This is a genomic window from Burkholderia sp. Leaf177, assembly GCF_001424345.1.
In the GTDB taxonomy this organism is placed as follows: Bacteria; Pseudomonadota; Gammaproteobacteria; order Burkholderiales; family Burkholderiaceae; genus Caballeronia.
The window spans coordinates 137,948-150,639 of the sequence record NZ_LMPF01000012.1 but is presented as its reverse complement, the minus strand read 5'-3'; the positions used below and the strand labels follow the sequence as shown (position 1 = coordinate 150,639).

General features: G+C 57.5%; 8 protein-coding genes. 7 read left to right on the top strand and 1 reads right to left on the bottom strand.

What is annotated here, in order from left to right:
• The first annotated feature begins 1,061 nt into the window (after positions 1-1,061).
• From ASG35_RS11540 to ASG35_RS11510, 7 genes are all read left to right on the top strand, one after another.
• Positions 1,062-3,308, top strand: coding sequence for a polysaccharide biosynthesis tyrosine autokinase (locus ASG35_RS11540; RefSeq protein WP_056356669.1), 2,247 nt, complete (start codon positions 1,062-1,064; stop codon positions 3,306-3,308).
• 81 nt (positions 3,309-3,389) lie between these two features.
• Entirely contained in the window at positions 3,390-4,667 is a 1,278-nt protein-coding gene (gene tviB, locus ASG35_RS11535) for a Vi polysaccharide biosynthesis UDP-N-acetylglucosamine C-6 dehydrogenase TviB (RefSeq protein WP_056356667.1), read from the top strand.
• Positions 4,668-4,721: 54 nt separating this feature from the next.
• A complete protein-coding gene (locus ASG35_RS11530) occupies positions 4,722-5,813 on the top strand; it encodes an SDR family oxidoreductase (RefSeq protein ID WP_056356665.1) in 1,092 nt (363 codons plus the stop codon).
• 4 nt (positions 5,814-5,817) lie between these two features.
• Entirely contained in the window at positions 5,818-7,179 is a 1,362-nt protein-coding gene (gene murJ / locus ASG35_RS11525; RefSeq protein ID WP_235527515.1) for a murein biosynthesis integral membrane protein MurJ, read from the top strand.
• A complete protein-coding gene (locus tag ASG35_RS11520) occupies positions 7,176-8,402 on the top strand; it encodes a glycosyltransferase family 4 protein (RefSeq protein ID WP_082508361.1) in 1,227 nt (408 codons plus the stop codon). The genes murJ and ASG35_RS11520 overlap by 4 nt, the downstream gene beginning before the upstream one ends.
• On the top strand, positions 8,395-9,576 hold the full coding sequence (locus tag ASG35_RS11515) for a glycosyltransferase family 4 protein (protein WP_056356663.1): 1,182 nt from the start codon (positions 8,395-8,397) through the stop codon (positions 9,574-9,576). The genes ASG35_RS11520 and ASG35_RS11515 overlap by 8 nt, the downstream gene beginning before the upstream one ends.
• Positions 9,573-10,754: a glycosyltransferase family 4 protein gene (locus ASG35_RS11510; protein WP_156393112.1), complete on the top strand. Its 1,182-nt coding sequence runs from the start codon at positions 9,573-9,575 to the stop codon at positions 10,752-10,754. The genes ASG35_RS11515 and ASG35_RS11510 overlap by 4 nt, the downstream gene beginning before the upstream one ends.
• Before the next feature lie 579 nt (positions 10,755-11,333).
• Here the strand turns inward: ASG35_RS11510 and ASG35_RS11505 are convergent.
• The gene (locus ASG35_RS11505; protein WP_235527514.1) at positions 11,334-12,569 is read right to left on the bottom strand and encodes a hypothetical protein; all 1,236 of its coding nucleotides are present in this window, start codon (positions 12,567-12,569) and stop codon (positions 11,334-11,336) included.
• Positions 12,570-12,692: the final 123 nt, after the last annotated feature.

Genomic DNA, 12,692 nt, shown 5'->3' with positions numbered 1-12,692 from the left:
CGCGAGGAACGGGATACTTGTGATTCTTTTGCACTGCGTCGAGATCGTAATCTATCAACGTGCTGCCGAATCGCCCGGCGTATCGGACTATCAGCATGGTGACGAGAAATGAACTGACAAAGCTTAGCGCAAGGTTAAACATGGTTTCCAGCCCGGCGACACAGCGGTGAGTCGATTTTCGACGTTCGGCGTTTAACTCCTGGCGAGTTTAACGTCCCTGAAATCGCATTGAGAGCTCCAGCGTTCAACGGAGATCGTATTAGTTGGTACTGACAACCGTCATTGACGTCGTGCGATACGTTGTGCCTGTAGGCGTCTTTTATCATAGGCAAAAAACTGTCCGTTTCAACGCCGATCTATATTGCGGTTTACCTTCATTGTTCGCAGCGCTTAGCAGCGCTAACTCCATTCATTGGGTTATCTAAAACGTTTTCAATCCGCCTCCTTAGCATATTTTTTTTACACCTGATCGGCTTAATGTGGGCTATCGAACATAGCGTCGATAGTCATGGAGACGACGCTAAAACTACGGTGTTTGGTAATCGCAATGTTATGAAAAATATGAAGTTAGGATTGCTCGACGAATCTAGTTATCCAACTCGATTACAGGGTATGGCCTGATGTTTTTCGGGCGGTATTTTCGTGAATATGCTTTCTCTCCTTAGGCGCGGTTTTAAGAATCGTTGATCTATGCCGATGCGCTTGGTTAAAGCCGGGTGGAATCCGTCGAAGTTGGAAGGTTTCGAGTGGTATTCGTCTTGATGAACACAATTCCTAAGATTGAACGCCTGTTACTCAGGGCGTAAATCGAAGTTGCTTCGCGATATGGATTGGCAGGACCATCGGCGGATGTCGTGAAGGGGAGCCTTTTGGATGACGTGTTATCTGAATAGATGACATCTAAAAGTGTTAATCGAAAGTCGCTGCATTCATGAAGTTTTAAGGTCCGGTTCTTCCAGATCGCTAGTGTGCACTCCCGCACATATGACGCCGAATGCTGCTGATAGGGTGAGATACGCTTGTACGGGTTAGCAGTCCGTAACAAACAAGGCGGGGAAAGTATGAGACAAGCTTCCGCAGGAGAACCGGGCTTCGATCACACGGAGCAAGCGCGCATTGCTTCGATCCTCGACGCACTCATTCAATATCGCGTGATGATCATCGTCACTACTGTAATTTTCGTGGTGCTCGGTGTGGCTTATGCGTTTCTCTCTCCGTCTATCTATGAAGCCAGTGTGCTGATCAAGGTGGACGACTCTGCCGGCGGAGCGTCACGGCAGGATGGCAACGAGATCATCAACAACATCTCCCCGGGTTTCGACGAGAAGTCGTCCGCGGAAAGCGAAATGCAAGTAATCGGCTCGCGTTTCATAGTGGCGCGCGCCGTTGAAGCACGCAACCTCAGCGTCTATGTGAAGCCGCATTACTTCCCGGTGATCGGAGAGTGGCTGGCACGCCGCGCTGATTCGCTCTCCGAGCCTGGGCTGATGGGCACGGGCGGCTATGTATGGGGCAATGAGTCCGTCAAGGTCAGCGCGTTCGAAGTTCCCCAAAAGATGCTGGGCGAAAACTACACGCTCAAGGCGCTTTCTGACGGAAGTTATTCCCTCAGCGGTCCAGGCCTTCCAGAGCAAGGCGCGACGGGCCGGGTAGGCGAGCTCGCCAACTTTGAAACTGGCCGGGGACCGATTGCACTGCGCGTAGACGCACTGAATGGACGTTCCGGGGCCACGTTCGACTTAAAGCGTGAGTCGCGTCAACTAACGATCGACCATCTGCAGAAAAGCGTGAAGATCAAGGAGCAAGGGGCTAAATCAAGTGTGCTGAAAGTCTCGCTAGAAAGTCCCGACGCGGTTCGCGCGTCGGACACAATCAACGAGATCGGCCGTCAGTACGAGCAATGGAATGCAGCACGCAAGGCAGTTATTGCGAAAAATTCCCTCGATTATTTGCAGAGCCAGTTGCCGACCATGGCGCGTCAGGTCAGGGAAGCCGAAGACGCTTATAACAACTATCGTAATGGTCACGCGCTGCTCGACATGAACGAAGAGGCGCGGCTGCTCTTGCAGCGCAGTGCAGATGCAACCACGCAAATGATCGACCTTCAGCGCCGGCGCGACACCTTGATGGCGACGTTTTCCCGCACCTATCCAACGGTGATCTCGCTCGACAAGCAGATCGCTGCAGCGCAGCGGTATATCGATGACCTGAGCCTGCAAGTCAAGGCAATGCCAACGGAGCAGCAGGGCGCCATGCGCCTAATGCGGGACGTGCGTGTCAATACCGACTTGTACACGGCGCTTCGCAATAACATTGAACAGCTGCGCGTCATTCAGGCAGGCAAAGCGGGGTCCGCACAACTGATCGATATTGCCGATGTCCCGGAGCGGCCGGTCAAACCGGTGAAGTGGCTGGTCATACTTGTCTCGACGGTGTTTGGCATGTTCGCCGGTATCGGACTTGCGCTCGCGCGCGACTATATCTTCCGTGGCGTGACGGATTCGCGGGAAATCGAAGTGGCGACGGGACTCAACGTGGTCGCGACCATTCCGCAAAGCGCCAAGCAAGAGATGCTGGATAGAAAGATGAAGGAGAAGAGTTATGAGAATCTGCTGCTTGCCTCTATCGACCCGAAAGATCCGTCGATAGAAGCGCTGCGCATCCTGCGCTCGGCGCTCCAGTTCGCGCTGATCGGCGCGCGGAACAACGTGGTGATGCTGACGGGTCCATTGCCCGGCATTGGCAAGTCGTTCCTCTCGGTCAATCTGGCTGCGCTGTTTGCATCGGGCGGCAAGCGCGTTCTGCTTATCGACGCGGACCTGCGCAAGGGACGCGTACATCGATACGTGGGACTCACGCCGGGCGTTGGGCTCTCTGACGTTCTGGCGGACACGTGCGCGCTCGACGCCGCAATTGCGCAAGACGTGCTTCCGCGTCTGGATGTGCTGCAAACGGGCCCGTATCCGGCCGATCCATCTGAACTGGTGATGTTGCCGAGATTCCGCGAGATCGTTTCGACCGTCTCTGCGCGCTACGACGTCGTGATCATCGACGTGCCGCCTGTGCTCGTGGTCTCCGACGCGGGGATCATGGTGCCCGCCGCCGGATTGCTGTTCCTGGTCGCGCGTTTTGCCGACACGCGTTCAGGCGAGCTCGAGGAGTCGATCAAGCGGCTCGCGCAGACCGGTGCAAAAGTGAATGGCGTGCTGTTGAACGGGACCAACATGAACACGACCGACTACGCACTTGCGCGACGCTATGGCAGCCGCTCATACGCTGCATATGACTACGGCGGTCCGTCGCACTAAATACCTCACGGCAGCAATCACCTCATTGCGACGGCCGCAACGGCCGCTCGAACGGCATGCTTGCTTTAAAGGAGATCGGTTATGCGTGCGTCACATGATCTGAGCGTCGCGGTGGTCGGCTTGGGGTACGTGGGCTTGCCTTTGGCGGTGGAGTTTGGAAAACGCCGTTCCGTACTTGGATTCGATATCAACCGCGCGCGCATTTCGAGTCTGCTCGAGGGACGCGACGCTACGCTCGAGATCAGCCCGGAAGAACTGGCTGCCTCACGCGGCCTGACTTTCACGTACGACATGGAAAAGCTCCGGGCGTGCAACGTGTTCATTGCGACGGTGCCTACGCCAATAGATCGCTTCAAGCGGCCAGACCTCGGTCCGCTGATCAGGGCAACTGAAACCATAGGGTCTGTATTGAAGCCGGGCGATATCGTGATCTACGAATCGACGGTCTATCCCGGCGCGACCGAAGATGAATGCGTACCGCTGCTCGAGCGCGTGTCCGGCCTGAAGTACAACGTGGATTTTTTCGCGGGCTACAGCCCGGAGCGGATCAATCCGGGCGACAAGGCGCATCGCGTCAGCGACATTCGCAAGATCACCTCTGGCTCAACGCCTGAAATTGCCGATGTAGTTGATGCGCTTTATCAGGAAATCATCACGGCAGGCACGCACAAGGCGAGCAGCATTCGCGTCGCCGAGGCCGCGAAGGTGATCGAGAATACGCAACGCGATCTCAACATTGCACTTGTCAATGAACTCTCCATCATCTTCAACAAGCTCGGTCTGGACACGGAGGCGGTGTTGCTTGCAGCGGGCACCAAGTGGAATTTCCTGCCTTTCCGGCCCGGCCTTGTAGGCGGTCATTGCATTGGCGTCGATCCTTATTATCTGACGCACATGGCCCAGTCGATCGGTTATCACCCGGAGATCATCCTCGCGGGGCGGCGATTGAACGACAGCATGGGAGACTACGTCGTCGCGCAGTTGATTCAGGCGTTGACGCGCCACGACATTCACATCACCGGCGCGCGGGTGCTGCTGCTTGGCCTCTCGTTCAAGGAAAACTGTCCTGATCTTCGCAACACGCGGGTGGTCGATGTGGTGAACGGCCTGAAGCGCTACGGAGTGCTCGTCGATGTGTTCGATCCATGGGTATCGAAGGAGGAAGCTCGACACGAATACGGGCTCGATCCTATCGATGAACCCGCACAAGGCATATATGACGCAACCGTTGTTGCCGTTGCGCATCGTCAGTTCGTGGAGTGGGGCGCCGAGAAGTTGCGCTCGTTCGGCAAATCGCGGCACGTGCTGTACGACCTGAAATATGTGCTGCCTGCCGAGGCGAGCGACCTGCGCCTGTGACGTCCGGAATGTCCACGATCGAGATTAAAGCAACGTGACCCGTAGGAGCCGTCGATGTTAAACCGCTACGAACGCATACGGCGCGATCTTGCCCGATACCCACAAACGTGGCTGGTGACGGGTGTTGCGGGTTTCATCGGCTCGAATCTGCTGGAAACGCTGCTCAAGTTGAATCAGCGCGTCGTAGGCTTGGACAACTTCGCAACCGGGCATCGTCGAAATCTCGATGAAGTGTGCTCGCTCGTCAGCACTGCCCAGTGGCAGCGCTTTTCATTTTTGGAAGGCGACATCAGACGGCTTAGGGATTGCGAAGCTGCGGTACGCGATGTGGACCACGTGCTGCATCAGGCCGCGCTCGGCTCGGTTCCGCGCTCGGTACAGGATCCGATCACCACGCACGAAGTCAATGTCAGCGGCCATCTGAACATGCTGGTTGCAGCGCGCGACGCGCAGGTGAAAAGTTTTACCTACGCGGCGTCGAGTTCCACTTACGGGGACCATCCGGGTTTGCCGAAAGTGGAAGATCACATTGGCCAGCCGCTTTCTCCCTACGCAGTCACCAAGTATGCAAACGAACTGTATGCGTCGGTGTTTGCTAGAAATTATGGTCTCCGTACTATCGGTCTTCGCTACTTCAATGTATTCGGACAGCGCCAGGACCCCGAAGGGGCGTACGCTGCCGTGATTCCGCGCTGGACGGCGGCGCTCATCAACGGCGACGAAGTCCTGATCCACGGCGATGGCGAGACCAGCCGCGATTTCTGTTTCATCGACAATGCGGTTCAGGCCAATTTGCTCGCAGCCTTGGCAGACGACTCGAGCCGCGACCAGGTCTATAACGTCGCGGTCGGCGATCGCACCACGCTCAACCAGTTGTATGACTACTTAAAAGAAACGCTCGCCGGTCACGGTGTTGCATTGCGCGAGCATGGCCCCGTGTATGGTCCTGCTCGCGCCGGTGATATCCGTCATTCGCAAGCGAATGTGGATAAGGCTGAACAGCTGTTGGGCTACGAACGCAAGATACCGCTTCTCGAAGGAATCCGGTTGGCGATGCCATGGTACGTGCGGTTTGTCGCGGAGCGTGCTTGTTTCGAGGAAGAAGACATTGGTTTAAGTACGGGCATGCGCAGGGCGGGGAGGTGAGCGTGTGATTCCCCAATTCGGCGCGTGGCGAGTCAAGCTCCTGCAGATTCATCCTGACCACTTGCGGATCGCCCGTGGAGCGATGCGCATATCGGTCTTCGTGCTCGCCGGCCGATGCGCGGGCGCCTTCAAGGAAATGGCGATCGCCTACCGGTACGGAACAGGTGGCGTAGTCGATGCCTACCAGCTGACCATGGCGCTGGTGAGCTGGCTGCCCGTGGCAGTGGCTACCGTGTTCGGCATTGTGCTGGTGCCGGTGTTTGTCAATCTGCATCAGCAATCAGTCGATGATCAGGCGCGTTTTCTCGGCGAGCTCGAAGCATGGGCAATCGCAGCCGGCGTGCTGTTCACCATTCTCCTGTACGTATTCTGGCCACTTGCGTTGCATCTCATTGCAACGAACCTCTCTCTTGAGACACGGGCCATCTGCCGCCAGATGATGCTGACGATGGCACCTATCGGCGTGCTGATGCTTCTGTCGTGCGCTTACGCGTCGCGCCTGCAATCACGAGAGCGGCATATCAATACGCTGCTCGACGGACTGCCGGCCGGTCTCGTCCTGATCTTCGTCCTCTTTGCAAGCGATCACACTGCAGTGCTGCCACTTATCTGCGGCACAGTGGGCGGATACATCATTCAGACGCTCGTCGTGCGCGCGCTCTCGGTGCGGATCGATCCAGTCCGCTCCAGACCGCGGCTCACGTTCAAAGCACCACAATGGACGCGGATTTTCAGGGCCGTGCGCGTGCTCGCGCTGGGACAGATGGTGATGTGCTGCACGCCCGTACTTGACCAATATTTCGTAGCCGGTTTCGGCGACGGCGCGATTGCCACGCTCGGATATGCCAACCGTGTGCTGTCGCTTTTGCTGAGCATGGGAGCGCTGGCGATCAGTCAGGCTACGTTGCCCATACTGTCGGACATCATTGGTAGCGGCGATTCACTGCGCGCGCGACGCACCGCGCTTAAATGGACCTTGCTGATGGTTCTACTTGGCGGGGCCGTCGCGCTGGTGGCATGGCTGCTGGCGCCGCATCTCGTGGCGCTGCTGTTCCAGCGTGGCGCGTTCAATGCGCAAGATACAGCCGCGGTGGCCGAGTTATTCCGGTGGGGCTTGGCGCAGGTGCCATTTTATTTTTCCGGGCTCGTATTGCTGACGCTCTTCGCCAGCGCCAGCCGTTACCGGGAAATGGCTTTGATCGCGCTGGTGAGCTTTGTCGTGAAGGTAATCGGCAACGTGGCGATGAGTCATTGGCTAGGCGTGCCCGGCATTCTTGCCGGCACTGCGCTGATGCATGCGACCACGTTGCTTTGCTATATTTGTTACACGAACCGCTGGGCCCCAGCGCCGGCGAACCGGTCATGAAAATCCTGTTGCTCGTGAGTTCGATGGGTAGCGGCGGAGCGGAACGGGTCGCCTCGACGCTTGTCAACGCGTGGGCGCAAAGAGGCGACAGCGTGACGCTGGTCCTGACCTTCAGTGGAAGAGGCGAATGTTTTTATCGCCTTGCAAATGGTGTGCGTCTGGTCTATCTCGCCGATCTGGCGGGTGTTCGCCGGCGTGGATTCCGAGGTTACGTCACGCGTCTGCTCGCGTTGCGTAATCTGATTCGCGACGGCGACTACGACGTGGTCATTTCATTTCTGACGAACGTGAACGTTGCTGCAATCGTGGCGTCAGCGGGACTGCATGTTCCGGTGGTTGTTTGCGAGCACAACGACCCATCGGCGGATGGACGCTCGCGATTCTGGCGCATTGCGTGTCGCAATGCTTATCCTCGAGCAAGCATGGTGACGTTGCTCACGGAAAGCGCCGCAGCGAGGTTCGAGAAAACGAATCCGGCAGTGCGGCGGTTGACCGTCATGCCCAATCCGTTACCGCGCGAATTGTTTGCGCTGTCGGAGTCATCCAGTGCGCTTGACGAAACTGACATGAACACGCCAGTAGACCGTGCACGGCGGCTTGTTTCGGTCGGACGGCTGCACGAGCAAAAACAGTATGACGTGTTGATTGCCGCTTTCGCTTCGCTCGCCCGCGAGTTCCCGCTTTGGGAACTGTGGATATGGGGCGAAGGAGTGAAGCGTGCGGAGCTCGAGGCGCAGATCGTGGCGGCAGGACTTGCAGGGCGCGTGTTTCTCCCGGGCAAGACAAACTCGCCATGGAACGAAATGCTGCGTTCGGACGTCTTCGCTCTGACATCGCGGTTCGAAGGGTTGCCAATGGCTCTCATGGAAGCCATGGCACTCGGCGTGGCAGCCATCTCGTTCGATTGCCGTAGCGGCCCGCGCGAATTGATGCGCGACGGCAGCGACGGGCTGCTGATTCCCACGGGCAACAAGGACGCGCTGGAACAAGGCCTTCGCCGGCTTTTCGTCGACGACTCCTTGCGCACGGAACTCGGGTCGAGGGCGGCGCAATCGATTCGTAACCGATATTCGGTAGATACGGTGCTGCAAAAATGGGACGCGCTCTTTCAGCAAGTTGGCGTCCGCACGACGCCACGCGCATCCAGTGACCAGATGAATGCGGAGACGCGCGTGCTGGCAACCGAACCAGCCGGCATTTCAATAAGGAGTCGACATGAATAAGATCGTTCTCTTCGCGAATACCGACTGGTATCTCTACAACTTCCGGCTCTCGCTCGCCTGTGCATTGCGCGACGCAGGACACGAAGTCGTTCTTCTCTCGCCACCCGGCGAATATGGTCCTCGACTGCGCACTCTCGGGTTTCAATGGCAGCCCGTGCCAATGATCCGGCGAAGTCTCAATCCGTTGCGCGAGATGATGCTGATTGCGTGGCTCGTGCGTTTCTTGCGGCGCGAGCGGCCGGATCTCGTGCACGGCTTCACGATCAAATGCGCGGTGTACGGGTCACTCTCCGCGCGGCTTGCCGGGGTGGCCGCACGTGTCAATGCGGTCGCCGGCATGGGCTACGTATTCAGCAGCCGCGACATGCGGGCGCGAGTGCTGCGGCCAGTTGTGCGCAGCGTCATGAGCATGGCGATGGGATGCAAGGGCAGCATCGTGATCCTGCAAAATCCCGACGATCTCCGGTTGTTCCGCGAGGCAAATATTATCGATGAAAATTCCATTCGAGTTATCAAAGGATCGGGCGTCAACATGACCCGTTTCAAGCCACGGCCGGAAGAAGCCGAGCCGGACAGAAGCGCTCCGCTACGCGTGGTGCTTGCAGGACGGCTGCTTTGGGATAAGGGTATTGCTGAATACGTCCATGCCGCGCGAACCCTTAAAGGCGAGGGCCGCAGCGTGCGTTGCATTCTCGCTGGCGCACCGGACCCTGGAAACCCGGCGAGTGTCGACAACGCGTCGCTTCAAGAATGGATCAAGGAAGGTTCGGTCGAGTGGCTTGGCCACGTCAGCGACATGCCGGAACTCTTCGCGCACACGGACGTTGCAGTACTTCCGAGTTACCGCGAAGGCTTGCCGAAGGCGATGATCGAAGCGGCAGCGTGCGCATTGCCGCTCATCATTACGGACGCGCCTGGATGCCGCGAGGTGGTTTCCATCAACGGTGAGGACGGTCTCATTGTTCCAGTCGGTGACAGCAAAACGCTTGCCGACGCGATCCGGCTGCTCGACGATGACCGCGTGCTTTGCCGCAAGCTCGGCCGGGCCGCACGGCAAAAAGCGCTGCGCGAATTCGACGAGCGTATTGTGATCGAACGTACGCTTGCGGTATATCGCGAACTGCTCGAGCCTGCGCCGCGAACCGTGCCGCAGAGCGGGAGCATCGCTCCGTGAAAATCGTCCACGTCATCACGGATTTGTCTATTGGCGGCGCAGAGACAATGTTGGTGCGACTGATCCGCACGTCGAGACGCGACGGCCTCAAACATGTGGTCATTTCACTGTCGCCGCAAGCGCCGCTCGCCAATCGCATTTCAATGCTTGGTGTCGAGGTGCGCATTCTGGGCATGAACAATGGTTTGCCGAGCGCGCGGCTGTTCCGTAAGCTTGCGCAATGGCTGGACGAACTTGAACCGGATGTCGTTCAGACGTGGATGTATCACGCGGACTTCATGGGCGGCGCAGCGACCTACGCGGCACAATTGGCCCGGTGGTATCGCGGCTCGCGCATCAGGCGGCCGGCGCTCGTCTGGGGCATCCACCATACCGATTTGCGGCTCACCGGTAGCAGCCGGGCAACGCGCTGGGTCGCGCGAAGTTGTGCGCTGGTGTCGTCTGTCGTTCCAGACGCAATCGTATGTTGCGCCGAAGCGGCGAGGTTGTCTCACCACAAGGGCGGCTACTGCCCTCGACGCATGACGGTGATTCACAACGGCATCGACCTGGAGCGCTTCCGCGCAAATCCGGCCGCCCGTGCGTCCTTGCGCCGCTCGCTCGGTATTGGCGACGACGTGCCGCTGGTTGGAGTGATCGGCCGATATCACCTGGTCAAGGATTACGGTACTTTCATTTCCGCGATGCGCGAGGTGCTCCATTCCATGCCGCACTGCCGCTTTGTGATGGCAGGCCACGGTCTAGACCAGAGCAACGCCGAGTTGATCGCATTGCTCGATACCGCGGGTCTGAGACACGCATGCTATTTACTCGGCCCTCTGCCGGAGCCGCAAACATTGCTGGCAGCGCTCGATGTCTTCTGTCTCTCGTCTAAAAGTGAAGGGCTACCTACCGTGATTGGCGAGGCGATGGCGTGCGAAGTGCCCTGTGTCGCGACTGACGTGGGCGACACCGCATTTCTTATCGGAGCGACTGGACGTGTGGTGCCCGCTGAAAATCCGCAAGCGCTCGGCCGCGCGTTAAGCGCGATGTTGAACGAGCCACGTACCGAACGCATAGCACTCGGGCGCGCTGCGAGAAACCGCGTTGTTAGCTTTTTTTCGATGGAAGCGAGCTGGCAACGTTACGAGAAAACCTACGTCGAAACGATGGCAAAACGCCAGCTACCCGCGACTTGAAGTGGCAGCTAACAAAGAGAAATATGAAGGTGAGACGCGAAGAAAGAATGTGGAGAGCTTGCTAGTTGCGGTGCAACAGAGGAGTCTTCAGGAACTGCGATCGGACTTGTGGGAGGCGAGGGGCTGCTTGCTAGCCGTTCGCGCATTGACGCCTGGCTCTGGTTGAGACTTGCGACCTCGCCTCGAACTGGGTTTGAAGAGCGCGATATCCAGCACGGCGACTAGCGAGAGCACTAGGACGCCGATAAAAACAACCGTGCCGGCTATGCTAAGTAGTGACATACCTCCTCCGACAGTTGCAAAGTTGCCGTCGCTCCCTTCTTTGCATTAAAGGCTTAGGGCAACGCGCGAGCCGGATGACTCGCGCGCGGCATCTTTCCTAAACCATGTTAGCACGCCGATATGTGCGTTGCCGTGCATAGCAAAGCAACCGTTTTTGTGTTGTAGGCGTACATCGCCCAAGCAACAGTTAGACATTTCGCGGCCTAAGGTCGGTGGTTTAGCAGACGGCTGAAAAACCGCAAGGTAGTCGCATTCCCGCCGGGCGTTTTGCATAGCCCGGCAGGTTGATGCACGCCGTTACTTGGTCTTGGTGATATTGGTCACTTCCACCGACGGACCTGCCATGTCGTATCCACCCAACGCGTAACCCACCTTCGAGCCAACGAAGGTCGGAGAGTTGCTTGCAATGTGACCGGTGACCGTGTTGCCGTTCAAATGCAAACCGCTGACATTGAAGCCCACATGGCTTGCGGCGTAATCGGTATGGTTCGAAATATCGATGGTGACTGTTTTCGCGATCGGACCAGGAAGGGCTGCCAGATAGATGTCGATACCGAACTGGCAGTTGCGAGTCGTCGGACTAATGATCTTGATGTTCTGAAGCACATCGGCATTCGAATTTGGTTCAATGTCGAGCCCTGCAGAAGGGTTCGTGCCCGCTATGTTCTCCCACAGCGGACTGGTGAACGTAATGCCGTTGCCGCTAATGATCGACACACCTTGCCGACGGCACCCGTTAGCCACGTGCTGCGCAACGTTGATGTTGCTCGGTACCGTTTTCTTCGAACTGTACGAGTTCGCAATGTAGATGCCATCGCCCCAGGTGTTGATCGTGGTGGGTGCGGTAAGCGTGACGTTAGTCGCTCCTGCAATCGAGAAGCCCATTCCCCCGCCGCCGCTGTTCGCGTTCGGCGTGGCCGAGTTCAGTTCCTTGCTGCCATCGAGGGTCGCGTTTTCAACCGTCACGTTTTGCACGTCCCAGATCCGCATGACTTGATAGAACGTTGAATTATGGGGCAGCAGCTTGATCGTGGCGCCCTGCGCAAAGCGGACATAGCTGTTGGTTTTCAAATCAAGACCGGCAACGTCGATACGAACTTGCCCGCTAATCAGCAGAATCTTTCCGACCGATCCGTTGATGGCATTTTGCAGCGCCACGCGGTCGTTGGTATTGCCGTCCGCTTTGACGCCAAACGTCGATGCGTTGACAACAACGGTAGGGGTGACAGCGGCGGCCGCGGTGGCCTGATCGTTGACGACGGCGCTCGAGCCGCTGGCGCCATCACTTCCGCCGCCGCAGCCGGCGAGCAGAACGGAGCCACCGGTCAAAGCAAGACCGGTTAAAAACTTGCGCCGCGTGGTGATTTGATTAAATGGAATGTTTGCATAAGATTTCGATTTAACGATATTGGACATTAGCCTGGGCCTGTCGAGCAGGCGAATATGCGCGAACAATAACGATCGCGGATTGAAAAACCGAACACCTGATACGGAGTCCGAAACGTGATTTGCCGTTCTTGCAAGCGCGCGCATCCCTTGCGTGTGATACGCAGACGTTTCTTGAATCACGGGACTTTGACGAGGTACAAGGCGAAAGCCTTGCGCTTCAGATTAATTCCGGAACTCGATGAAAAACGGGAGGCGCGTAATCAGGAC

Coding starts and splice junctions, on each gene's coding strand:
- ASG35_RS11540 (WP_056356669.1), top strand. CDS start 1,062: ATGAGACAAGCTTCCGCAGGAGAACCGGGCTTCGATCACACGGAGCAA.
- tviB (WP_056356667.1), top strand. CDS start 3,390: ATGCGTGCGTCACATGATCTGAGCGTCGCGGTGGTCGGCTTGGGGTAC.
- ASG35_RS11530 (WP_056356665.1), top strand. CDS start 4,722: ATGTTAAACCGCTACGAACGCATACGGCGCGATCTTGCCCGATACCCA.
- ASG35_RS11520 (WP_082508361.1), top strand. CDS start 7,176: ATGAAAATCCTGTTGCTCGTGAGTTCGATGGGTAGCGGCGGAGCGGAA.
- ASG35_RS11515 (WP_056356663.1), top strand. CDS start 8,395: ATGAATAAGATCGTTCTCTTCGCGAATACCGACTGGTATCTCTACAAC.
- ASG35_RS11505 (WP_235527514.1), bottom strand. CDS start 12,569: ATGCGCGCGCTTGCAAGAACGGCAAATCACGTTTCGGACTCCGTATCA.